This is a genomic window from Nocardia sp. NPDC051833 (genome assembly GCF_040681225.1).
In the GTDB taxonomy this organism is placed as follows: Bacteria; Actinomycetota; Actinomycetes; order Mycobacteriales; family Mycobacteriaceae; genus Nocardia.
In genome coordinates, this window is record NZ_JBFAYK010000002.1 from 1,326,692 (window position 1) to 1,349,856 (window position 23,165).

Below are 23,165 nucleotides of genomic sequence, written 5' to 3' on the forward strand. Positions count from 1 at the left end.
ATACGCCGAGATGAGCATAGGTCAGGCTTACCTAAGTGGTCAAGCGCCTCGCCGATTCGTCTCATTCGTCTCAAAAATAGTCTCATAATTTCCTATTTGAGATACCGATACACCGTCGCGCGCGAGACGCCGAGCACGGCGGCGATCTCGGTGGCGCTGCGCTGCTCGACCTCGCTCATCCGGCGCGCGGCCGCGATGCGCTCCGCGTCGAGCGCCGCGGGCCGCCCGCGCGGCGCGGCCACCGGAACCACGGCCTCGGGATAGAGCAATTCGACCCCGGCCAGCACTTCCGCCCGCAGGTCGGCGGGCGATTCCTCGGCGAACAACACCACCGGGTCGCTGAGCGCGCCCAGCGCCTGCGCCGCCCGCACCCGCTCGGCCAGCGCCGGACTCGGGCCCGCGACGAGCCGGTTCGCCGCCAGCATCGTGGTACGGAACCGCTCGAAGATCGCGCCGGGCGCGGCGAGCGCCAGGTCGTTCACATTGAGCCGCAACAGATACCGGTACTCCAGGAACACCTCGAGCAGCCCTTCCAGGACCTGCCGCCTGGCCGTGCGCGGATCGGGATGGGCGGCGTCGGCGACCGCCCCGGCCATCGCGACGAGCAGCGGCTCGGCGAGCCCGGCGAGGATGTCGTATTTGCTCGGGAAGTGGTAGAGCACACCGGCCTTGGAGATGTTCAGCTGATCGGCGATCGCGCGGACCGTGGTGCGGTGGTACCCGTGCGCGCCGAACAGCTCCATGGCGACGGCCAGGATGCGCTCGCGCGTGCCCGGCGTCTGCTCGTCCGTCATCGGAACATCCTAGCGCCTTGACTGACCGGGGGTCAGGAATCTACCGTGAGGACTGACCGCAGGTCAGTTCTACGAGGAGAGTCGCCATGCCGACCAGTCCACGCATTCTCGTTTCCGGTGCCGGTATCGCCGGTCCCACCCTCGCCTGGTGGCTCGCCCGGCACGGCGTCGCACCCACCGTCGTCGAGCTCGCCCCCGCGCCGCGTCCCGGCGGCAACGGTGTCGACCTGCGCGGTGCCGCCGTGCGCATCGCCGACGCCATGGGCGTGCTGCCCGCGGTGCGCGAGCTCGCCACCGACATCCGGCAGCTCACCTTCGTCGACGCCGACGGCAGGCGGGTCGCGGGCATGCCGACCAGCACGTTCAACGGCCCCGACGACCTCGAGGTGATGCGCGGCGACCTCGCCCGCGTCCTCCACGAGGCCACCGCCGACGACGCCGACTACCGGTTCGGCGACGCCGTCGCCTCGATCACCCAGGACGAGGCGGCCGTCCAGGTCGAGTTCACGAGCGGGACCAGCGCGGAGTTCGACCTGGTCATCGGCGCGGACGGGTTGCACTCGCGGGTGCGCGAGCTCGCGGTGCGCCCGGAATCGGAGGCCGCCTATCCCCTGGGCCTGTGCTTCGCCACCGCCGCCGTCGACCCGGACTTCGGCACCGCGCGGGAGGTGACGCTGCACAACGCACCGGGCCGGGTCGCCGGGGTCTACCGGTCCGGCAGACACGCGAGCGCCCAGGCGTTCTTCGCCTTCCGTACCCCGCGCGAGCTCGCCGTGCCGCGGGACCAGCAGGCACAGAAGGAGCTGTTGCGCAGCCACTTCGACACCGATGCCTGGCGGGTCGGCGCCCTGGTCGACGCGGCGACCGCCGATCCGGGCTTCTACCTCGACGCGATCACCCAGATCCGGATGCCCGGCTGGTCGCGCGGGCGGGTCGGCCTGGTCGGCGACGCCGCCTACTGTGCGACGCTGCTGTCCGGCGCCGGCGCGTCACTGGCGATCGAGGGCGCGCACCGGCTGGCCACCGAACTCGCCGTCGGCGACGGGCATCGGGCCGCGTTCGCCCGCTACGAGCGGGTCTTGCGGGCCACCGTGCGCGCCCGGCAGCGGTCGGTCGGGGCGAGCAGCGCGATGCTGATCCCCAGCTCGCGCACCGCCATCCGGCTGCGCGACCAGTTCACCCGGCTGATGGTGTTGCCGCCGTTGGCCGCCCGGGTGTTCCGGCCGGAGCGCGCGCGGGCCGCGTGACGGCGCGCCGGAGACGGCCGCCTGGGCTTGCTCAACACGATCGCAATACTCCATGATCACACGTACCTCTATGTTTCCGAGGCTTGTGTCGATGTTGAAAGCTCATGTTCTGGGCGCACGACGGCCAGGGGTGGGCGCGGCGAGAGAGGCAAGATTTCGTGAGTAGTAGTCGTATCCCCCGCTGGGCCGCGCAGGCGGCCCTGTGCGCGGCCGTCGCCGGAGCCGCCGTCGCGGCGCCGGTGCAGGCCGAGCCGCTGTGGCCCGGCGGTCCCGATGTTCCCGGTGTTCCGGCGATCATTCCCGCGCCGCCGCCGGAGCCGGTGGTCGCGCCGTGTAGCGAGAAGGCGCGCGCCTGCCTGCAGCTGTCCACCAACAACGCCTGGCTGATGGACAACGGCAAGGTGACCTTCGGGCCGAGCCCGATGTCGCACGGCCGTCCCGGCTACGAGACCCCGCCCGGGGTCTTCAAGGTGGCGTTCAAGAAGCCGTTCCACTGGAGCACCCTGCACAACGCGCCGATGGAGTACGCGGTCTTCTTCAACGGCGACATCGCCTATCACATCGGGCCCACCGAGGAGCAGTCCCACGGCTGCATCCGGCTGACGCCCGAAGGCGCGAAGGCGCACTACGAGTGGCTGGAACCGGGCGACATCGTCGAAGTGGTTCCCTGAGCCGTCGTGACCCGAAGGGGAGGCCGGATCATCGGCCTCCCCTTTGTCATGCCACGGCGACGGTGAGCGCGTCGAAGAGCCAGAGGTGGGCCGCGCCGGAGGTCACCGTGTCGCCGGCGAGGGCGGCGGTGAGCTGCCAGTACCGACGGACGTCGGCGGTGTCGGCGGTGTCGGCCAGCAGCCGGCGCCGGAAGGCCGGGGTGTCGGCCAGGCCGCGCGCACCCGCGTGGATGTCGACGTAGTGGTCGAGTTCGGCGCCGGGCGCGGGCGCGCGGCCCGCGGCGACCGCCGGTGCCGCGGTCAGGCAGGCGTCGGCCACGTCGAGGAGCAGGCGGCGCTCGTCGCGGACCCCCGGGGTGCCGCGGTGGCGGATGGTGTCCGACATCGCCATCGACAGTGCCGGATTCGCCACGAGCGCAACGAGTTCCGCGTAGGCGAGCAGGTGCTCGGGTGGGGCGTCGAGAGTGGGTTCGGGGACGTTCATGTCGAGGAAGTCCTCGATCAGCGGGCGCGGTAGCGGTGCCAGCTGACGGCGCCAGAAGGTGCCAAGGGTGGCCCGGGCCGTCGACGGATCCGCCACGGCGGCAAGCAGATCCAGCGCCGCGGGGGCGGCGTGCTCGACAGCGGCGAGAAGCGCGCGACGGTGGCTCAACGCCGCGAACTCGGCGTCGACGGCGGCACGTTCGGTGGCGATCACCTCCGCGATCGACCGGGTGCCCGAGAGAACGTCGGCGATGGCGGTCAGCCCGATGCCGAAGGCGCGCAACCGGCGCAGCAGTCGCAGGCGATCGACCGCGGCCCGGTCGAACACCCGATGCCCGGCCGCGGTGCGACGCACCTCGAGCAGGCCCTCGTCGCAGTAGAACCGGATCGTGCGGACCGCGACGCCGGTCCGGGTCGCGAGTTCGCCGATCGTCATCGGTGTGCTGTCGGTCACAGTCACTGGCACCTCCACCTCGGTGGAGTTCCTACGGTACCGACGACACCCCAGCGAAGGAGGACCCATGACCACCCGAACTTCCCGTACCGACGACGCGATCTGGGCGGCGGTCGCCGTCGAACGCGCCACCCTCGCCGACCTGCTGGCCGACCTGCCCGAATCCGCATGGGACACCCCCTCGTTGTGCACGGGCTGGCGGATCCGGGATGTGGTGGCGCACCTCGTGCTGACCACCCGGGTGACGATCGGCTCGCTCCTGGTGAACCTGATCCGGGCCCGCGGGAATCTCGACCGGCTCATCCACGACACCGCCGTCCGCCTCGCCGACCGGATGTCGACCGCCGAACTGCTCGACGCGCTGCGGTCCACCGTCGACTCACGAATCACCCCGATCGGGACGACACCGACCGACCGGCTGATGGATCTGCTGGTCCACGGACAGGACATCGCGGTCCCCCTCGGCGTCGACCGCGTGATGCCGACCGCGGCGGCACAGTGGTCCTTGGAACGCGTATGGGCGATGGGCACCCCGTTCCACGCACGCACCCGCCTGGCCGGCTACGCCCTCACCGCAACGGATACCGGGTGGCACACGGGCACCGGCACACCGGTCACCGGGACTGCCGCCGAGCTGCTGATGATCGTCACCGGCCGGACATCACCGGATCACTGACGACGCGGCGATCCGCGATGCCGAACTGCTCGGCACCGCGGATCGTTGTGTGGTGGTGGCATGGTGGGCCGACGGTCGGCTCGACCACGAACGCGCCGGGCTACGCCGCCACCACGTCCCGGTCGCTCGCGGCGGGATCATCCTCCACCGCACCAGAATCCGGCACGGACGTGGCACCTGCCGGGATCCGGCGCAGCAGCGCGACGGCCAGGACCGCACCGGCGGCGGACAGGACGGCCGCGGTCCACGCGGCGGCGTTGAGGCCGTTGGTGAACGCCTCGCGTGCGGCGGCGACGACCGACTCGGCGACGTCGGCGGGCAGGGAGTCGGCCGACTTCAGTGCCCCGGGCAGGGTTTCCGCGGCCTCGCCCGTCGACTCCGACATCCCGGCGCGGTACACCGCGGCACCGACGCTGCCGAGCAGTGCCACACCGAGCGCGACACCCAGGTCGCTGGCCGTGCTGTTCACCGCCGAGGCGGCGCCCGCCTTCTCCGCCGGGGCGGCACCGATGACCAGGCCGGGGATCAGCGCCATGGCCGGGGCGATACCCGGGTACAGGACGTAGAAGCCGACGATGAGCAGCGGCAGACCCGCGACGCTCTCGACCTGGGTCAGCACCAGGTAGCCGACCGTCGACACCGCCAGACCCGCGGCGATCAGGTACGCGGGCCGGACCCGACGGGCGAGCGCGGGAGTGACCGTCGAGACGATCACCAGGCCGATCGCGGCGGGCAGGATCCACAGCCCGGCCGCCAGCGGCGACTGGGCGGCGACCAGCTGCAGATACTGCGTGAACAGCAGGTACACCCCGCCCAGCGCGATGGCCGCGAGCATGTACACGCCCAGCGATCCGCTGAAGGTCCGGTTGGCGAACAGCCGCACGTCGAGCAGCGGGTCGGCCAAGCGCAGCTGCCTGCGGACGAAGACCACCGCGAACAGCACCCCGGCGAGCAGGGTCGGCACCGACGTGGCGGTGGGTCCGGCCTCGGCGAGCTTCTTCACGCCGTAGACGAACGGCAGCAGCGCGGCCAGCGACAGCGCGACACTGATCGGATCGAGCCTGCCCGCCGCGGGCGCCCGGTACTCGGGCACCAGCACCGGCACCGCGAGCACGACCAGCAGCATCACCGGCACGCCGATCAGCATGGACGCGCCCCACCACAGCGAGGCCAGCATCAGTCCGCCGAGCAGCGGGCCGAGCGCCACCCCGGCCGACACCGACGCCGCCCACAGACCGATGGCGGTGGCCCGCTGGCGATCGTCGCGGAACATGGTGGTGATCAGCGACAGGGTGGCCGGCATGACGGCGGCGGCGCCCAGCCCCATCAGCGCCCGCGACGCGATGAGCAGTTCGGGACCGGGCGCGAAGGCCGCGAGCACCGAGGCGACGCCGAACAACGCGGCGCCGGCCAGCAGCAGCCTGCGGCGGCCGAGCCGGTCACCCAGCGTGCCCATGGTGACGAGGAACCCGGCCATCACGAAGCCGTAGATGTCGTTGATCCACAACAGCTGTCCGCTGCTCGGTGCCAGATCGGCGGCGATGTAGGGGGTGGCCAGGAACAGGACGGTCATGGTGAGGAACAGCAGCACCGTCGGCAGGAGCAGGACCGCCAGTCCCAGCCACTGGCGGGTGCCTGCCCGCTCGGGGATTTCGGTGAACGCGGACATCAGGAGGATTCCCTTCGAGGAGGAGGCGAACGAGACCCACCGTGCCGAGCGGCCCTTCGGGAACCCTTCGGATCGACTCCGGATCGCCTCGAGGCCGCCGCGTCCGCCCCGCCGTTTAGGGTGGGTGACATGCGTTTCGGGGTGCTCGGGCCGGTGGCGGTGTGGACCGACGACGGGCAGCCGGTCCGGGTGCCCGAGCTCAAGGTGCGGGTCCTGCTGGCCGCACTGCTGGTGGAACCGGGCCGGATCGTGCCCGCCGACCGGCTCGTCGAGGACCTGTGGGGCGGCGCGGCGCTGCCCACCCATCCGGCGGGATCGTTGCAGACCCGCGCGTCCCAGCTGCGCCGGGTGCTCGGCGACGCCGAGGACGGCGGCCGCGACCTGCTGGTCTCGCGCTCCCCCGGCTATCTCCTCGACGTTCCCCCCGGCGCGGTCGACACGCAGGTGTTCCAGGACCTGCTGCGCCGGGCGCGCACCGCCGACGACGCTACCCGCGCGCCCCTGCTGGCCGAGGCGCTGGCGCTGTGGCGCGGCCCCGCCCTGGCCGACCTCGCCGACCACGACTTCGCCCGGATCCCGGTGCTACGCCTCGAGGAACAGCGCCTCACCGCGACGGAGGACTATGCGCGAGCCAGGATCGCGCTCGGCGACCACGAGCAGGTGGCCGACGAACTGGGCGCGCTCACCGAGGAACATCCGCTGCGGGAACGGCTGCGGGCCGCGCACATGCTCGCGCTGTACCGCTCGGGCCGCCACGGCGAGGCGCTGGACTCGTTCCGGCGCCTGCGCGAGCACCTCGCCGAGGATCTCGGCCTGGATCCCAGTCCCGAGCTCACCGCGCTGCATCGTGCTGTGCTGGAACAGGATCCGGCGCTCGGCGCGCCGACCCGGCCGCCGCGGGCGACTCCGGTCACGCCCCGGCCCACGCTACCGGTTCCCGCCACCGCGTTGATCGGGCGTGCGGACGATCGCGCCGGGATCGAGGCCCTGCTCCGGGCCGAACGACTCGTGACGCTCACCGGTCCGGGCGGCGTCGGCAAGACCCGCCTCGCGCTGGCGGTCGGCGCCGATCATCCGGCCCGCGACGGCGTGCTGTTCGTCGAGCTGGCCGGGCTGTGCCTCGGCGCCGAGCCGGACAGCGCGCTGACCGCCCTCACCGAGGTGGTCGCCGCGGCCTTCGAGGTGCGCGACGACTCCGCGGGGACCAGCCCGTTCCCGGTGCCCGACAGCGGAACCCAGCTCGCCCGGCTCGCCGAGGCGGTGCGGGCCAAGCGGGCACTGCTGGTGCTGGACAACGGCGAGCACGTCGCCGACGCCGCCGCGGCACTGGTCGCGCGGCTGCTCGGCGCGGCCCCCGACCTGCGGGTGCTGGTGACCAGTCAGGTCCCGCTGAACATCGCGGGCGAGCACCTGTGGCCGGTCGCGCCGCTGCCGGTGCCCGCCGCGGAGGGAACCACGGCCGAGATCGAGAAGTCGCCTGCTGTCAGGCTTTTCACCGATCGGGCCCGCGCCACCACCCCCGGTTTCGCCGTCACCGACGCCAATGCCGCCGTAGTCGCGACCATCGTCGGCCATCTCGACGGCCTGCCGCTGGCATTGGAGCTGGCGGCGACCCGGGTCCGCGCGCTGGGCGTGCACACCCTGGCCGAGCGGATCGAGGACCGGTTCACGCTGCTCTCCGCCGGGTACCGGGATGCCCCCGATCGGCAGCGCACGCTGCGCGCGGTGATCGACTGGAGCTGGGAACTGCTCGACGAGCCCGAACGCGCGGTGCTGCGCAGACTCGCGGCCCACGCCGACGGCGCCACCCTGGAATCGGCCGAGACCGTCTGCGCGGGCGGCCATGTCGACAGCATCGACGTCGCGGAACTGCTCGCCCGCCTGGTCGACCGCTCGCTGGTCATCGCGCCCGCCGCCGACGCCAGGCCCCGCTATCGGCTGCTGAAGTCGGTCGCCGCCTATGGCGTCGACCGCCTGCGCGACAGCGGCGAGGAGACCGAGACCCGCCTGCGTCATCTCGCCTACTACCGCGCGCTGGCCGAACGCGCCGACGAGCACCTGCGCACCGGCGACCAGCGGCGGTGGCTGGCCCGGCTCGACGCCGAATCGGCCGACCTGCGCCGCGCGCTCGAGACCGCCAGGGCCGCGGGCAGATCCGACGACGCGCTCGGTCTCGTGAACGCGCTGGCCTGGTATTGGGTGCTGCGCGGGCGGCTCGCGGAGGGCATCCGGTCGATCGGTATCGCGCTGGCGGTGCCGGGCGAACCCGGTCCGGCCGCACGGCGGATCGCGCTGCTGTGGCGCGGCGCGCTCGAGCTCGGGCGCGGCCGCACCGTCGAGACGCTGCCCGCCCTCGGCGAGCGGCCCGCGCCGGCGGAGCTGCGGGCCCGCTGGTATCTCGCGCACGTCCACACCGGGTTCGCCGCGCGCCACGACATGGACAGCGCCGCCGAGCTGCGCACCGCCTTCGCCGACGCCGGTCAGGACTGGGGTGTCGCGGCGGCCTCGGCGTCGCTGGCCAGGGACGCGTTCGCACGCGGTGAGCTGACCGAGATGCGCGGGCACGCCGAACGCAGCCGGGATCTGTTCACGCGGGTCGGCGACCGCTGGGGGCAGGGCATCGCGGGCTTCCTGCTCGGCAATCACGCCGAGGTCGTCGGCGATCTCGACACCGCGCGCGCCGAGCACCGGGCCGCGCTGACGACCGCCGAGGAGCTCGGGCTGTGGACCGAGGTGGGTGAGCGGCTCACCTCGCTCGGCCGGATCGCGCTGCTGCGCGGGGACTTCGAGCACAGTGCCGAACTGCACGAACGAGCGCGCCGGATCGCCGTCGACCAGGGGCATCTGGTCGGGGAGGAATCCGCGGAGCTCGGACTCGGCCTGGTCGCGCGGCGCCGCGGCGATCTCGCCGCCGCCCGCACGCACCTCGGCGCCTGGCTGGATTGGCATCTGCGCGCGGGCTCCCAGTTCGGCGCGGCACTGATCCTCGCCGAACTGGGCTTCACCGCCGAACTCGCGGGCGACGCCGCCGAGGCCGAACAGCTGCACCGTCGCGGCCTGGACGCGGCGCTGCGCACCGGCGATCCCCGCGCCCACGCGCTCGCTCTGGAGGGACTGGCAGGCGCCCGCGCGCTGGCGGGCGACGCCGAGCAGGCCGCTCAGCTGCTCGGCGCCGCCGAGTCCCTGCGTCGCGCCACCGGAGCGCCCCTGCCCGAGGCCGAACGCGGCGATGTCGACCGGATCGCGGCGCGCGTCCGGGCCGAGCTGGGCGCCGACGGACTGGCGGCCGCGGTCGCGCACGGCCGGACCGCCGACCCGGCGACCCTCGTCGCGGGGGCGACCTCGAGCCGATCCTGAGTCGGTCCGAAGTCCGCCCGGCCACGGTGGACCCATGAGTACCAACAGTCGCACCAGGTCGACAGTCCAGAGCTTCGCCGATATCAAGGCCGATTTCGACGCCATCGTCGGCTCGATCAACTACGCCACGATGACCACCGTCGACGCCGCCGGGCGCCCCCGGTCCCGGGTGCTGATCCCGGTCTGGGAAACCGGCGGCGAGGTGCCGACCGGGTGGCTCGGGACCTATCGCACGCCGGTGAAAGCCGCGCACATCGCGGGGAATCCGCATGTGACGTTCTCGTATTGGAGTCCGGCGCAGAACACCGTCGCCGTGGATACCGTCGCCGGCTGGACCGACGATCCGGACGAGCGCGCGCACGTGTGGGACCTGTACCGGCACGGGAGCCCGCCCGGCGCCGGCTATGACCCCGGCCAGTTCTGGCAGGGCCCGGACGACCCGGCGTTCCAGGTGCTTCGCCTGACGCCGTGGCGGATACAGGTGCTGCGCGGCCGCGATCTGGTCAGCGGGATTCCGGCCCGCATCTGGCGCGGTTCACTCCAGGGGGATTGACGGCACCGACGGCGAACGCGGCCGTTCGCCGTCGGAGCTGACGGGACTGGACGTCGGTACAGGTCACGGCGCGATCCGTTGTGACGGACACCAAGACACTCCCGGTAGTTCCACCAGGAAGGATGTGGGGTCGAATTTCGCGAATCGGGCGATTTCCTTGCCGAGGGAAATGAGCGGGGCTACGTTACCCACATCACAGCAGAGGAGATCTGATTGTGATCCACATCCCGGCCGACGGGTCCTCCATTTTCCGGCGGGATGCTCACCAATCATGCAAGGAGATTCACCATGGGTTCGCTGACCGAGATAATGATGGCCGCCATTGCGGGATTGGGTTCCATGGTCGAGGGTGATGGGCTCCTGGCGGTCTTCCTCGGCTCCGTCGAGGCATTCTTCCCGTAAAACGACCTCGCCCCGACACCCCCGTCCGGCTCACTGACGAGTCCGGTATCCATCTCACCGAAGGACAATGCACATGGGATCTCTCTACGAATTGATGCAGACCGGCGCAGGCAGCCTGAGCGACGCTGTTCTGCCTTTCATCCAGGCCCTGATCACCGTCAGCGGCGGTACGCCGACGCCAGGTAAGTAACACTCGGCCCGACAGCGCGGGGGTGGACCGTTCACGGTCCACCCCCGCGACAGATATATAGCCAGACAGAATGATCAACCACCACTGCACAGGGTGAAACAAGAGGATACCCAGACACGATGGAACCCCCGAAAAATGGGGGCTGGCGAACAATTCGACAGGGAGATAGTCGCTGCAACCGCAGGTCAAGGCACACATGGCAACGCCCGCGGCAATCGCCGAGCAGCTTCCAGAAGGAAAGAAATAAATGAACGAATCAGCGCGAGTGAAACAGTGGGTTGCCACACTTCGGAACCAGAGCTAGGTTACCGGCATCACATCGACCACAGATTGTGATGACCACCCGCGGAGAGGGATCTCCCTCTCTTCGGGCATGACAACAGCGCAAGGAGATACTTCATGGGCTCGTTCGATGAGCTGCTACTCGGTGTACTGGGCGGAATGGCTTCCGCGAACCAGGGTGACCTTCTGCTCGAGACCTTCCTGGGCTCCGTCGAAGCTCTCTTCCCGTAATCCGATAACACCCGCAGGAGTAAGACATGGGTTCCCTCTACGAAATGTTCGCCACCGGCATGGCCAGTCTCGGCGATACCACCCTGCCCCTCGTCCAGGCGCTGATCTCCCTGAGCGGTGGCACGCCCATCGGCGGCTGACCCACCCCTGACCTCAGGTTTCTCGACAATCAAGCAAGGAAGCCTTCTTCCCGTAGCCCGATCAACCGCCGCACCAGCGGGGGCCGGCCGTCGTCCGGCCCCCGCACCGCCCGAGAAGTCAGCAGGCCCGCATCACCATGAACAACGACATGCTCCGCGCCCTCCTGTCGGCCGCCTGTGTCGTGGCGCTCGCCGCGACACCCGTGTTCGCCGACACCGGGCAGGCCGCGGCCGCCACCGGCGCCCGCCTGGTGAGCCGGACCCAGTCCGGCCAGGTCGCCGACATCAGCGTCTACTCCCCCGCCATGGACCGCACGATCGCCCTGCGCGTGCTGCGGCCGGCCGACACCTCGACCCCGGCACCGACGTTGTACCTGCTCAACGGCGCGGGCGGCGGCGAGGATTCGGCCAACTGGCCGGGGCAGACCGACGCGGGCGGGTTCTTCGCCGACAAGCACGTCAACGTCGTCATCCCGATGGAGGGCGCGTTCAGCTACTACACCGACTGGCTGCGCCCCGACGAGAAGCTCGGGAAGAACCTCGAGAACAACGGCCGCAACATGTGGACGACCTTCCTCACCCAGGAGCTGCCACCGGTCGTCGACGCGACCTTCGGCACCACCGGCGTCAACTCGCTGGCGGGCATCTCGATGGCGGGCACCTCGGTCCTCGACCTCGCCATCCAGGCCCCCGACCTGTACCGCAGCGTGTCCGCCTACAGCGGCTGCGCGATGACCAGCGACCCGATCGGCCGGGGCTTCGTCTCGCTGGTGGTGCGGATGGGCGGCGGCGACGTGGAGAACATGTGGGGCCCGGTCACCGACGCCGCCTGGCGCGAACACGACCCCTTCGTCCAGGCCCACCGCCTACCGGATATCCCGATGTACATTTCCGCCGGAACGGGTTTGCCCGGAATTCACGACACGCTGCAGAATCCGCGAGTTCATATCAACGGAAAGAATCCGACTTCCATTCTGACGAATCAAATGCTCGTCGGCGGCGGCATCGAAGCGGCGACCATGTATTGCACAGCGAATTTGGCCCAGCGCACCCAGCAGCTCGGCCGCACGAATATCACCTACAACCTCCGGCCGACCGGAACTCACTCGTGGGGCTATTGGGAAGACGACCTGCACGCGTCGTGGCCGATGATGGCGACGGCGCTGGGCCTGTGAGCGCCGAACTCCGGGTCGGCACCGAGCAGCTGCGCCCGCGCGACGCGGTGTTCGTCTACGACGAGACCGACCGGCACCTGTCGAACGTCGTCGGGGTGTATCTCGCCGACTCCGCGGGCCGGGCACCGCTGACCATCGGCGAGGTCTTGGACTGGGTGCGCGCGAGCATCGGGCACGCGGCGCTGTTCCACCGTCGGCTGCACCGCGTGCCGATGGACCTGGATCTGCCGTACTGGGTGCCCGATCCGGCCATGTCGGTGCGCGACCACGTCTCGCTGGAGCGGCCGGGCACCTGGGACGACGCGCGCGCCCGGATCGCCGAGATCACCGCCACGCGGATGGATCTGACGCGGCCACCGTGGCGCATCCATGTGCTCGACCGCGTCGACGGGGTCCCGGCGATGCCGGGCCCGACCACCATCGTGGTGCTCGCGTTCCATCACAGTGCCGGCGACGGCGTCGCCACCCGCGTGCTCGAGCAGCGGCTGTTCGGCGCCGACCCGGCGCCGGCGATCCGGCTCGACGAGCCGCGCCCACTGATCCGGGCGATCCGCACGAGCGCCGCGCTTCCGCTGCGGCCCGCGCGGTTCGTCGGCGGATTGCGGCGCGCCCGCGCGGCGCAGGACGAACTCCGCGCACTGGTCGACGCGGGCGCGATCCACGAACCGGTGGCCGAACGCCCCGCGACCCGCTTCAACCGGGATATCCACGCGGAGCTCACCTTCCACCTGATCGCGCTGCCGATGCCGGAGGTGTTCGCCGCGAAAGCCGCGGCGCCACAGCGGGTCACGATCAACGACCTGATGCTGACGACGATCGCCGGCGCGCTGGCCGCCTATCTCGCCGAGCACGACGAGACGCCCGACGGCTCGCTCGCCGCGATGGTGCCGATGTCGATGCGCGGTGTGGCCGACTGGGATTCGGCGAATCAGCTCAGCCAGATGATCGTCGACCTGCACACCGACCTCACCGATCCGCTCGCCCGGCTGGCCGCGGTCCGGCGGTCGGCGGGCCTGGCCAAGCAGCGGACCACCGACCCGGTGGTGCGGCGCGGTGACCGCCGGGTGGAGACCGCGCCCGCGCTGCTGCTGCGCGCGGCCGGATGGGCCAGGGCGCAACGGCGTTTCGACAACGCGGCGACGGTGCCGCTGTGCAACACCACCATCAGCAATGTGCCGCCGGTGACCGACAGCCTGGTCTTCTGCGGGCGGCCGATCCGCCGGGTGGTCGGCGCGCTGCCGATCCTCGACGGCGACGGCCTGCGGCACCTGATCACCTCGCAGGGTGACGACATCGTCATCGCGGTCACCACGAATCCGGGGATGATGCCGGACCCGGAGCACTACGGCGAACTCGTGCTGCGGTCGTTCCGTGAACTCGCCGCGGCGGTCCGCACCGCGACCGGCCCTTAGCGTTGCAGGCAGCTGGTCCGGCGCACCGGCAGACCCCGGTCCTCGAGCGCGCCGAGCAGCAGCTGGCCACGCCGGGCGCCCGCGGTGGCGTCGGTGCGGGCCAGGTCGGGCACGTAGGTCGCCGCGCCGATGACGGATTCGCCGACCAGCGACCAGAACCGGCGCGCGGGCAGGCCGGAGCAGCGGGTGAGCACCGACTGCAGCGGAATCAGCGAGGACGCGCACCGCTGGGCCAGCCAGACCGCCATCGCCGCCTCGCAGGGCAGCGCGACGGCGTCGCGCTCGTCGACCTCGGGGTCACCGGCGACGACCCGAATCGTGGTGTCGGACAATCCCGCCCAGTCGATGCCACCATCGTTGTCATGATGGATCCAGAGATTGTCCCGGCCGGGATCCCAGGCCCGGCCCGCCATCACGAACAGCGCCGTCACCCGGCCGACGACCGCGTGGATGAGGGCGGTCGCCACCACCTCGGCGGCGATGTCGTCGTTGATCATCTCGGCGGCGTGCCTGCGGTACATGAGCTCGACGCGGCCCTCCGACAGCCCGTTCGGCACATGCCACCAGCGGCGCTTTCCCTGACCGGCCATCGCCGCCACGGCATAGACCCGCGGATGTTCGGGTTGCAGCGATTGCAACCGGGCACACGCGCGATCGAACGCGGCGGTGCTGCGGGACGTGGCGGTGGTGACGGGCTCGGGCATCGAACCTCCTCGAACAGTGGGTTCCCGTGACGATGATGTCTCGGAACATAGGTTAGGCTTACCAGACTTCACAAGTCGTGTCCGGATTCGAGTCAGGAGAAGTTCGTCGCCGTGATCCACCCTGGCACCGTCAGACGTCGTCGTCTGACCGGGCTTCTTCTGCTCGTCTTGCTGCTCACCGTCGCGGTGGTGGCGAGCATCGCCATCGGTACCCGCTCGCTCGCACCGGCCACGGTGTTCGACGCCGTCACACACGCTCTCGGCTGCGACGGCGGCCCGTTCCGATGCCCGGCCCGCTCCACCGCCGAGGAAATCGTGCGTGAGCTACGTCTGCCGCGCACCGCGTTGGCCCTGGTCGCCGGGATGGCGCTGGGCATCGCGGGCGCGCTCATCCAGGGGTATACCCGGAATCCGCTCGCTGATGCCGGTTTGTTGGGACTGAATGCCGGCGCGGGATTCCTGGCCGCGCTCAGCATCTATCTGTTCGGCTTCACCGCGCCGAGCCAGTACATCTGGTTCGCCTTCGCCGGGTCCGCGATGGCGGGCATCATCGTGTTCGGGGTGTCCTCGATCGGCGGCGGCAAGGCGAGTCCGCTGAGCCTGGTGCTCGCGGGCGCGGCGGTCACCGCGTTCCTGCAGGCGATGACCAATGCCGTGATCGTGCTCGACAACGCCGCGCTCGACACCTACCGGTTCTGGGTGGTCGGCACGGTGAACGGGCGCGAAGGCGGGGTGTTCTGGCAGGTGCTGCCGTTCCTCGTGGTCGGGATGGCGATGGCGGTCGCGGCGGCGCCCAGCCTGAACCTGCTCAGCCTCGGTGACGACGTCGCGCGTGGGCTCGGCGTCGATGTCGGCCGGGCGCGGGCGTTCGGCCTGTTCGCGGTGGTGCTGCTCAGCGGCGCCGCCACCGCGGCCATCGGGCCGATCGCCTTTCTCGGGCTGGTGGTGCCGCATATCGCGCGCACGATCACCGGGCCCGACAACCGCTGGCTGATCCCCTACTCGGGACTGATCGGCGGACTGCTGCTGCTGGTCGCCGACATCGCGGGCCGGGTGGTCGCCCGGCCGGGCGAACTCCAGGTCGGCGTGATGCTCGCCGCGATCGGCGCGCCGTTCTTCATCGCGCTGGTGCGCCGCAAGAAGTTGGTGACGCTGTGAGCACACTCGAGACGGACACACCCACCGACGCGGGCGCCGCGCTGCGCAAGGTGCGGCCCGCGCTGCGGATCGGGCCGGTGTCGCTGGTGTGGCGACCGGTGCTGCTGGGTGCCGTGCTGGCCCTCGCGGCGCTGGTCTTCGCGCTGTTCTGTCTGGATATCGCCGTCGGCGAGACCAACATCCCGCTGAGCCGGGTCCTCGACGTCCTCGGCGGCGGTGGCACCCGATCGCAGCGGTTCATCATCATCGAGTCGCGGCTGCCGCGGGCGCTGACGGCCGTGGTGGTCGGCGCCGCCCTCGGCCTGTCCGGCGCGCTCATGCAGTCGATCCTGCACAACCCGCTGGCCGGGCCCGATGTCCTCGGAATCACCACCGGTGCCAGTGTCGGCGCCGTCGCGGTGCTGGTCGGCAGCGGCGGCGCGACCACCGGGCTGATCGCCACGGTCGGCGCGCCGCTGGCCGCGCTCACCGGCGGCCTGCTCACCGCGATCGTGATCTATCTGCTCGCCTGGGGGCGGGGCCGGGCCGGGGAACGCGGGGTCACCGGCTTCCGCCTGGTCCTCATCGGCATCGGCGTCAACGCGGTGCTGATGTCGGTGATCAGCTGGCTGCTCACCCGGGCCAGCCTCACCGACGCCGCGCGGGCCCAGCTGTGGCTCACCGGCTCGCTCAACGCCGCGGACCTGGCCAGGGTCGTGCCCGCGGTGCTCGCGCTGGCCGTGGTGACCGTGATCGCGCTGATCTCGGCGCGGACACTGGCCGCGCTGCGCCTGGGCGAGGAGTCGACCCGGGTGCTCGGCGTGCGCATCCAGGCCCAGCAGGCGCTGCTCATCGGCGCCGCGGTGGTGGCGGCGTCGGTGGCCACGGCGGCCGTGGGGCCGGTCGGCTTCGTCGCGCTCGCGGCGCCGCAGATCGCCAGGATGGCGCTGCGCACGCCGGGTGAACCGCTCATCGCCTCGGCGCTGACCGGCGCCGGGCTGGTCGCCGCGGCCGATATCATCTCGCGCACACTGCTTCCCGTAGAACTGCCCGTCGGCATCGTGACCGCCGCGCTCGGCGGGCCGTTCCTGCTCTACCTGCTCGTCCGCATGAACCGGAAGGCCACGCTCTGATGACCAGCCCCGCCCATCGCCTCGCCGCCGACGGCGTCTCCCTCGGCTACGGCGAGCGGGTGATCGTCGACGAGCTGAGCCTCGACATCGCGCCCGGCGTGGTCACCACGGTCATCGGGCCCAACGGGTGCGGCAAGTCGACGCTGCTCAAGTCGCTGGGCAGGCTGCTGCGCCCCCGCGACGGGCAGGTCGTGCTCGACGGCAAGGCCATCTCGACGATGAAGACCAAGGACGTCGCCCGGGTGATCGGCATGCTGCCGCAGACCCCGGTCGCCCCCGAGGGCCTCACCGTCGCGGATCTGGTCGCCCGCGGCAGGCACCCGCACCAGTCCTGGCTGCGGCAGTGGTCGGCCGACGACGAGACCGAGGTCGCCGCCGCGCTGGCCCAGACCGGCATCGCCGACCTGGCCGAGCGCACCCTCGACGAGCTCTCCGGCGGCCAGCGCCAGCGCGCCTGGATCTCGATGGCCCTGGCCCAGGGCACCGACATCCTGCTGCTCGACGAGCCGACCACCTACCTCGACCTCGCGCACTCGCTCGAGGTGCTCGACCTCGTCGACCGGCTGCACGCCGAGTACGGGCGCACCGTGGTCATGGTGCTGCACGATCTCAACCTCGCCATCCGCTACAGCGACGAGCTCGTGGTGATGTCGGCGGGGCGCATCGTGGCGCGGGGCAAGCCCGCCGACATCGTCACCGCCGAGCTGCTCGCCGAGGTGTTCGGGCTCGAGGCGACCGTCCTCACCGATCCGGTCTCCGGGCGGCCGATGATCGTCCCGATCGGCACCCGGCACGTGCACGGCGCCGACGGGTATGACGAATGACACACCAGCAAACCCCCCGTTACGACAATCTGTAGTACGCATCTTTGTCGTTGAGTCCGTAAAATTGTGGGATGGCAGGACTCGGCGAACTCGAAAAAGCGGTCATGGACCAGTTGTGGTCGGCCGACGAACCGCAGACGGTGCGGCAGGTCCACGAAGCACTGGCCGCACGGCGCGAGCTCGCGTACACGACAGTGATGACCGTGCTGCAGCGGCTGGCGAAGAAGGATCTGGTGGTGCAGCGGCGCGATGATCGCGCCCATCGATACGCACCGGTACACAGCCGCGACGAGCTCGTCGCGAGCCTGATGGTCGACGCGTTGCAGCAGGCCGACGCGGCGGGCAGCCGCGCCGCCGCGCTGGTGCACTTCGTGGAACAGGTGGGCAAGGACGAGGCCGATGCCCTCAGGGAGGCGCTCGCCAAGCTCGAATCCGACGAGAAGAGCAGCTAGACTCCCTGGCGGCTCTCACAACGACGTGAGCGCCCCTGGTCCCACAACGCAGTGAGCAGAGTCGATGAACGCAACCGCGGCAGTCTTCGCCGGTCTCGCCTTGCTTCTCGCAGGGCCGGTACCAGCGCTGCTCAGTCGCGCGACCTGGGTGCATCGATCGCCGCGCGCGGCCCTGGTGCTGTGGCAGGCCATCGCGCTGGCCGCCGTGCTCAGCGCCTTCGGTTCCGGGCTGGCCATCGCCAGCCTGCTGCTCGTCCCCGGCCCCGACGGTAGGCCGACCACCTCCCCCACCAAGGAGATCGACGCGCTCGGTCTGCCACTGTGGACGATCTACGTGCTGGTCTTCGCGCTGACCCTGATGATCGGCGCCCGGCTCATCTTCTCCATCGTGCGCGTCGGCGTGCACACCCGTCGCCGCAGGTCCCGGCATCGCATGCTGGTCGATCTGCTGGATCAGAGCGGGCCGGTCCGCCGCGCCGCCGATATCCGCGTGCTCGCCGCGACCGAACCCATCGCCTACTGCCTGCCCGGGCTGCGGCAGCGGGTGGTGCTCAGCGAAGGCACGCTGACCAGCCTCGACGACGCCGAGGTCACCGCGATCGTCAGCCACGAACGCTCGCATCTGCGGGCCCGCCACGACCTGGTGCTCGAGGCGTTCACCGCGGTCCACGAGGCGTTCCCCCGGGTGGTCCGCAGCAAGGCCGCGCTCGGCTCGGTGAAACTGCTGATCGAACTGCTCGCCGACGACTCCGCGGTCAAGGTCACCGGCCCCAAGCCGCTGGCCCGCGCGCTGGTCGCGTGTGCGAAGTCGACTGCGCCGCAGGGCGCGCTGGCCGCGGGCGGACCGACCACGCTGATCCGCATCCAGCGGCTCGCGGGCCGCACCGGCGACGTGAGAGTCGCCACCGCCGCGTACCTCGGGTCGGCGGCCATCCTGGTCGTGCCGACGCTCGCCGTCGCGGTGCCGTGGTTGCAGGAGCTGAACCGGCTCTTCCGCGGCTGACCTGGCGATTCGCCGCCCTTGTCCGCGCCGGGACGGCATCCGGCCCGGCCGCCCGAGCCGCCACCCGACCCCCTCGCACAATCATCGCTACAAACGGTCGTCTGACCAGCGCGTTTACCCACGTGCCACCGATCCCGCCTATCCTGGGAGATCGGTCCTTCCTGCTGGGCCGCACCCCGTGCACGCCCTCGGCGTATCCGGGTCATCGGCGCCGGTCATCTTCCAGCGCGATGCGCAGCCCAACGAAAGGCCATTTTGTCTTCCTCTTCGCGTCCCGACGCCACCTTCGCCGACCTCGGTCTGCCCGTCGCACTGGTGCAGACCCTGCGCAACGCGGGCATCGAGAAGCCCTTCCCCATCCAGGCCGCCACCATCGGTGACGCCCTCGCCGGCCGTGACGTGCTCGGCCGCGGCCCGACCGGCTCGGGCAAGACCCTCGCCTTCGGCCTGCCGATGCTGGCCCGCCTCACCGGCGCGTCCGCCAAGCCGGGCCGCCCGCGCGGCCTGGTGCTGGTCCCGACCCGCGAACTCGCCTCGCAGATCGAGCGCGCGCTCGACGAGGCCGCGCTCTCGCTCGGCCTGCGCGTGGCCTCCGTCGTCGGCGGTGCGCCGATCAAGCGCCAGGCCGACCGGCTCGCGCGCGGCGTCGACCTGCTCATCGCCACTCCCGGCCGCCTCGACGACCTGATCAAGCAGCGCGCCGCCGACCTGTCCGACGTGACGATCACCGCGCTCGACGAGGCCGACCACATGGCCGACATGGGCTTCCTGCCCCAGGTCACCCGGCTGCTCGACCGCACGCCGAAGGACGGTCAGCGCCTGCTGTTCTCGGCCACCCTCGACGGTGACGTGGACAAGCTGGTCAAGCGGTACATGCACCAGCCGGTCACCCACTCCACCGCGCCGCCGGAGGCGTCGGTGACCACCATGTCGCACCACCTGCTCTACGTGCGCGACAAGAACGTCAAGCGCTCGGTCGCCACCGAGATCGCCGCCCGCGAGGGCCTGACCATCATGTTCGTGCGCACCAAGCACGGCGCGGACCGGCTGGCCAAGCAGCTGCGCGGCGCCGGTGTCGCGGCGGGCTCGCTGCACGGCGGCAAGGCGCAGAACAACCGCACCCGCACCCTGGCGGCGTTCGCCGACGGCTCGGTGCCGGTGCTGGTCACCACCGATGTCGCCGCGCGCGGCATCCACATCGACGGCGTCTCGCTGGTCGTGCACTTCGACCCGCCCGCCGAGCACAAGGCCTACCTGCACCGGGCCGGGCGCACCGCGCGCGCCGGCGAGGAGGGTGTCGTGGTCACCCTCGTCACCGACGAGGAGCGCAAGGACGTCGCCGCGATGACCCGCAAGGCCGGTGTGCAGACCGACGGCGTCGAGGTCCGCCCCGGCGACCGGAAGCTGGTGGAGATCACCGGTGCCCGGAAGCCCAGCGGCATCGCGCTGGCCGCGCCCGCCGCACCGGCTCAGGCCGCCGCGCCCAAGTCGGCGACCGGTGGCCGCTCGCGCCGTCCCCGCTCCGGTGGCGCACCGGCGGGCGAGGCCGCGCAGGGCCACAGCCGTGGCGCGGGCGCACCGCGCCGGGAGCGTCCGGCGGGCGAGTCGCGCGGCCGCAAGCCCGCGGGCACCGGCGGACACGCCCGCAGCGGCGACACGCCGACGAATTCGCGTCGTCGAGCCGCGCGTCCGGCGGCTCCGGCCACCCGCCGCAACCGCACGGCAAACTGAATCACCGCGTGGCCGAACCGATTACGGTTCGGCCACGCTGCCGTCCTGGCGCCTCCCGCCGACATCGGGTTCCGGCTGCCACACTGACCTGGTGACGAACCGTTCGATCGCCGCGATCGTGTGCGCCGTCGTCGCCGCGATGCTGTTCGCGGTGTCGTCGGTGGCGCAGCAGCGGGCGGCGGCCGCGGTCCCGGGGAACGCGTCGCTGGTGGGCTCGCTGCTGCGGAACAAGCGGTGGTGGGCGGCGATCGTCGGCGATATCGGCGGGTACGGCATGCAGGTGCTCGCGCTCGCCTTCGGCGCGGTGCTGGTGGTCCAGCCGATCCTGGTCAGCTCGCTGGTCTTCGCACTGCCGCTGTCCGCGCGCTTGAACCATCAGCGGATCACCGGGCGGGCCGCCGTGACGGCGCTCGTCCTGGTGACCGCGCTCGTCCTGTTCCTCGTCATCGGTGATCCGACCGCGGGCGAGCAGACCGCGCCGCTGCGAGAGTGGCTGGTGCCCTTGGTGATTCTGCTGGGCATCGTCGCGGTCGCGACGCTGGCGGGGTTCCTGGTCCGCAGCCCGGCCGAGCGGGCGCTGGCCCTCGGACTCGCCGGCGGCGCGCTGTTCGGCCTGGCCGCCGCGCTCACCGACCGCGTGGTGACCCTGTTCGGTGACGGGCCGGGCAGCGTGCTCACCGGCTGGCAGACCTGGGCACTGGTCGGGGCCGGGCTGCTCGGCTTCTATCTCCAGCAGCGGGCCTACCAGGCCGGACCGCTGTCCGCCTCGCTCCCCGCGGCGGCGGTGGCCGAACCACTGGCCGCCGCGTTCCTCGGCCTGACCGCTCTGAACGAGCAGCTGCGCACCGACGGCCTCGGCCTGGTGGCCGTCGTGACCTGCGTCGTCGTGATGTGCGTGGCCACCGTCGTACTGTGCCGGTCGCAGGCGGCGCCGCTCACGGGGGCGGCCGACACCGCGCACTGAGGTGCCGCCCACGACCCACCTCACACGGCTATCATCGAACGAGTGCGATTTCTTCCGGGACCCCAGCCGCCGTATGACCTGACCTACGACGACATCTTCCTCGTCCCGAACCGGACGGATGTCGCGTCCCGGTTCGATGTGGACCTGGCCAGCGTCGACGGGTCCGGCACCACCATCCCCCTCGTGGTCGCGAACATGACCGCCGTCGCGGGCAAGCGGATGGCCGAGACCGTCGCCCGCCGAGGCGGACTCGTCGTGCTCCCCCAGGATCTGCCGATCCCCGCGGCCGCCGACACCATCGCGTTCGTGAAGAGCCGCTCGCTCACCGCCGACACCCCCGTCACCCTCGACCCCGACCACTCGGTGTCCGACGCGGTGGCGCTGATGCACAAGCGCGCGCACGGCGCGGTCGTGATCGTCGAGGACGGCAAGCCGGTCGGGGTGGTCACCGAGGCCGCCTGCGCCGATGTCGACCGGTTCGCACGGCTGCGCGAGGTGGCGTTCACCGATTTCGTGCAGGCCCCCGTCGACGAGTCGCCGCGCGATATCTTCGACCGCCTCGCCGAGGCGCACGCCCAGCTCGCCGTGCTCACCCACACCGACGGCACCCTGGCCGGCGTGATGACCCGCACCGGCGCGATCCGGGCTGGCATCTACACCCCCGCGGTCGACGCGAACGGCAAGCTGCGGGTCGCCGCCGCGGTCGGCATCAACGGTGACGTGGCCGCCAAGGCGAAGGCGCTGGCCGAGGCGGGCGCGGACGTGCTCGTCATCGACACCGCGCACGGCCACCAGGCCAAGATGCTCGAATCGCTGCGCGCCGTCGCCGATCTCGGGCTCGGCGTGCCGCTCGCGGCGGGCAACGTCGTGTCCGCCGAGGGCACCCGAGACCTGGCCGCGGCGGGCGCGAACATCATCAAGGTCGGTGTCGGCCCCGGCGCCATGTGCACCACCCGCATGATGACCGGCGTCGGCCGCCCGCAGTTCTCGGCGGTGGCCGAATGCGCCGCGGCGGCCGCGGAACTCGGCGTGCACGTGTGGGCCGACGGTGGCGTGCGGCACCCGCGCGACGTCGCCCTGGCGCTGGCCGCCGGCGCGTCGAACGTGATGATCGGCTCCTGGTTCGCCGGCACCTACGAATCGCCCGGCGACCTGCGCGTCGACCGCGACGGCAATGCCTACAAGGAGAGCTTCGGCATGGCTTCCAAGCGGGCCGTCGCCGCGCGCACCGCCGCCGACAGCGGCTTCGACCGGGCCCGCAAGGCGCTGTTCGAGGAGGGCATCTCCAGCTCGCGGATGCGCCTTGACCCCGAGCGGCCCGGCGTCGAGGATCTCATCGACCACATCTGCTCCGGCGTGCGCAGCTCCTGCACCTACGCCGGCGCCCGCTCGCTGCCGGAGTTCCACGAGCGCGCCGTGCTCGGTGTGCAGTCCGCGGCCGGATTCGCGGAGGGGCGCCCGCTGCCCAGCGGCTGGTGACC

19 protein-coding genes are annotated in these 23,165 nt (G+C 71.5%); 15 read left to right on the plus strand and 4 right to left on the minus strand.

Annotated features, from left to right (window positions below; genetic code table 11):
• Positions 1-92 precede the first annotated feature (92 nt).
• On the minus strand, positions 93-794 hold the full coding sequence (locus AB0L91_RS24280; protein WP_365013501.1) for a TetR family transcriptional regulator: 702 nt from the start codon (positions 792-794) through the stop codon (positions 93-95).
• 86 nt (positions 795-880) lie between these two features.
• On the opposite strand from AB0L91_RS24280, the gene AB0L91_RS24285 reads away from it, so the two are divergent.
• Together AB0L91_RS24285 and AB0L91_RS24290 are read left to right on the plus strand one after the other, a co-directional pair.
• A complete protein-coding gene (locus AB0L91_RS24285; RefSeq protein ID WP_365013503.1) occupies positions 881-2,041 on the plus strand; it encodes an FAD-dependent monooxygenase in 1,161 nt (386 codons plus the stop codon).
• A 158-nt stretch (positions 2,042-2,199) separates the two neighbouring features.
• The gene (locus AB0L91_RS24290; RefSeq protein WP_355275859.1) at positions 2,200-2,712 is read left to right on the plus strand and encodes a L,D-transpeptidase; all 513 of its coding nucleotides are present in this window, start codon (positions 2,200-2,202) and stop codon (positions 2,710-2,712) included.
• Between the two features lie 46 nt (positions 2,713-2,758).
• Here the strand turns inward: AB0L91_RS24290 and AB0L91_RS24295 are convergent, their stop codons facing one another.
• On the minus strand, positions 2,759-3,649 hold the full coding sequence (locus AB0L91_RS24295) for a MerR family transcriptional regulator (protein ID WP_365013506.1): 891 nt from the start codon (positions 3,647-3,649) through the stop codon (positions 2,759-2,761).
• A 67-nt stretch (positions 3,650-3,716) separates the two neighbouring features.
• Between AB0L91_RS24295 and AB0L91_RS24300 the strand changes: the two genes are divergently transcribed.
• Positions 3,717-4,325, plus strand: coding sequence for a maleylpyruvate isomerase family mycothiol-dependent enzyme (locus AB0L91_RS24300; RefSeq protein ID WP_365013508.1), 609 nt, complete (start codon positions 3,717-3,719; stop codon positions 4,323-4,325).
• A 100-nt stretch (positions 4,326-4,425) separates the two neighbouring features.
• On the opposite strand, the gene AB0L91_RS24305 is transcribed toward AB0L91_RS24300, so the two are convergent.
• A complete protein-coding gene (locus AB0L91_RS24305) occupies positions 4,426-5,994 on the minus strand; it encodes an MFS transporter (RefSeq protein ID WP_365013510.1) in 1,569 nt (522 codons plus the stop codon).
• A 129-nt stretch (positions 5,995-6,123) separates the two neighbouring features.
• Here AB0L91_RS24305 and AB0L91_RS24310 point away from each other — a divergent pair, with 129 nt between their 5' ends.
• From AB0L91_RS24310 to AB0L91_RS24325, 4 genes are all read left to right on the plus strand, one after another.
• On the plus strand, positions 6,124-9,351 hold the full coding sequence (locus AB0L91_RS24310) for a BTAD domain-containing putative transcriptional regulator (protein WP_365013512.1): 3,228 nt from the start codon (positions 6,124-6,126) through the stop codon (positions 9,349-9,351).
• A gap of 34 nt (positions 9,352-9,385) precedes the next feature.
• The gene (locus AB0L91_RS24315; RefSeq protein WP_365013515.1) at positions 9,386-9,904 is read left to right on the plus strand and encodes a pyridoxamine 5'-phosphate oxidase family protein; all 519 of its coding nucleotides are present in this window, start codon (positions 9,386-9,388) and stop codon (positions 9,902-9,904) included.
• Between the two features lie 1,394 nt (positions 9,905-11,298).
• Positions 11,299-12,324, plus strand: coding sequence for an alpha/beta hydrolase family protein (locus AB0L91_RS24320; protein WP_365013517.1), 1,026 nt, complete (start codon positions 11,299-11,301; stop codon positions 12,322-12,324).
• Positions 12,321-13,736 (plus strand): wax ester/triacylglycerol synthase domain-containing protein, encoded by a 1,416-nt coding sequence (locus AB0L91_RS24325; RefSeq protein ID WP_365013520.1) that lies wholly within the window; start codon positions 12,321-12,323, stop codon positions 13,734-13,736. The genes AB0L91_RS24320 and AB0L91_RS24325 overlap by 4 nt, the downstream gene beginning before the upstream one ends.
• Here AB0L91_RS24325 and AB0L91_RS24330 read toward each other — a convergent pair.
• Positions 13,733-14,440 carry a hypothetical protein gene (locus tag AB0L91_RS24330; RefSeq protein WP_355275874.1) on the minus strand — a complete coding sequence of 236 codons (708 nt, stop codon included), beginning with the start codon at positions 14,438-14,440 and terminating at the stop codon, positions 13,733-13,735. The genes AB0L91_RS24325 and AB0L91_RS24330 overlap by 4 nt on opposite strands.
• 168 nt (positions 14,441-14,608) lie before the next feature.
• Here AB0L91_RS24330 and AB0L91_RS24335 point away from each other — a divergent pair, with 168 nt between their 5' ends.
• The 8 genes from AB0L91_RS24335 (at position 14,609) to AB0L91_RS24370 (ending at position 23,163) form a co-directional block, all read left to right on the plus strand.
• Positions 14,609-15,598, plus strand: a complete 990-nt coding sequence (locus AB0L91_RS24335) for an iron ABC transporter permease (protein ID WP_365013525.1) — start codon at positions 14,609-14,611, stop codon at positions 15,596-15,598.
• Positions 15,595-16,710, plus strand: a complete 1,116-nt coding sequence (locus tag AB0L91_RS24340; RefSeq protein WP_365013527.1) for an iron chelate uptake ABC transporter family permease subunit — start codon at positions 15,595-15,597, stop codon at positions 16,708-16,710. Before AB0L91_RS24335 ends, AB0L91_RS24340 begins: the two co-directional genes overlap by 4 nt.
• The gene (locus tag AB0L91_RS24345) at positions 16,710-17,534 is read left to right on the plus strand and encodes an ABC transporter ATP-binding protein (protein WP_355275880.1); all 825 of its coding nucleotides are present in this window, start codon (positions 16,710-16,712) and stop codon (positions 17,532-17,534) included. Before AB0L91_RS24340 ends, AB0L91_RS24345 begins: the two co-directional genes overlap by 1 nt.
• A 71-nt stretch (positions 17,535-17,605) precedes the next feature.
• A complete protein-coding gene (locus AB0L91_RS24350; protein ID WP_019047691.1) occupies positions 17,606-17,986 on the plus strand; it encodes a BlaI/MecI/CopY family transcriptional regulator in 381 nt (126 codons plus the stop codon).
• Between the two features lie 64 nt (positions 17,987-18,050).
• Entirely contained in the window at positions 18,051-18,989 is a 939-nt protein-coding gene (locus AB0L91_RS24355) for a M56 family metallopeptidase (RefSeq protein WP_355275882.1), read from the plus strand.
• 315 nt (positions 18,990-19,304) lie between these two features.
• Positions 19,305-20,720 (plus strand): DEAD/DEAH box helicase, encoded by a 1,416-nt coding sequence (locus AB0L91_RS24360; RefSeq protein WP_357345741.1) that lies wholly within the window; start codon positions 19,305-19,307, stop codon positions 20,718-20,720.
• A 91-nt stretch (positions 20,721-20,811) separates the two neighbouring features.
• Positions 20,812-21,684: a DMT family transporter gene (locus tag AB0L91_RS24365; protein ID WP_365013532.1), complete on the plus strand. Its 873-nt coding sequence runs from the start codon at positions 20,812-20,814 to the stop codon at positions 21,682-21,684.
• Positions 21,685-21,726: 42 nt separating this feature from the next.
• Complete coding sequence (locus AB0L91_RS24370) at positions 21,727-23,163, plus strand: GuaB1 family IMP dehydrogenase-related protein (RefSeq protein ID WP_365013535.1); 1,437 nt, start codon at positions 21,727-21,729, stop codon at positions 23,161-23,163.
• Positions 23,164-23,165 lie beyond the last annotated feature (2 nt).

Coding starts and splice junctions, on each gene's coding strand:
- AB0L91_RS24280 (WP_365013501.1), bottom strand. CDS start 794: ATGACGGACGAGCAGACGCCGGGCACGCGCGAGCGCATCCTGGCCGTC.
- AB0L91_RS24285 (WP_365013503.1), top strand. CDS start 881: ATGCCGACCAGTCCACGCATTCTCGTTTCCGGTGCCGGTATCGCCGGT.
- AB0L91_RS24300 (WP_365013508.1), top strand. CDS start 3,717: ATGACCACCCGAACTTCCCGTACCGACGACGCGATCTGGGCGGCGGTC.
- AB0L91_RS24305 (WP_365013510.1), bottom strand. CDS start 5,994: ATGTCCGCGTTCACCGAAATCCCCGAGCGGGCAGGCACCCGCCAGTGG.
- AB0L91_RS24310 (WP_365013512.1), top strand. CDS start 6,124: ATGCGTTTCGGGGTGCTCGGGCCGGTGGCGGTGTGGACCGACGACGGG.
- AB0L91_RS24315 (WP_365013515.1), top strand. CDS start 9,386: ATGAGTACCAACAGTCGCACCAGGTCGACAGTCCAGAGCTTCGCCGAT.
- AB0L91_RS24320 (WP_365013517.1), top strand. CDS start 11,299: ATGCTCCGCGCCCTCCTGTCGGCCGCCTGTGTCGTGGCGCTCGCCGCG.
- AB0L91_RS24330 (WP_355275874.1), bottom strand. CDS start 14,440: ATGCCCGAGCCCGTCACCACCGCCACGTCCCGCAGCACCGCCGCGTTC.
- AB0L91_RS24345 (WP_355275880.1), top strand. CDS start 16,710: ATGACCAGCCCCGCCCATCGCCTCGCCGCCGACGGCGTCTCCCTCGGC.
- AB0L91_RS24350 (WP_019047691.1), top strand. CDS start 17,606: ATGGCAGGACTCGGCGAACTCGAAAAAGCGGTCATGGACCAGTTGTGG.
- AB0L91_RS24355 (WP_355275882.1), top strand. CDS start 18,051: ATGAACGCAACCGCGGCAGTCTTCGCCGGTCTCGCCTTGCTTCTCGCA.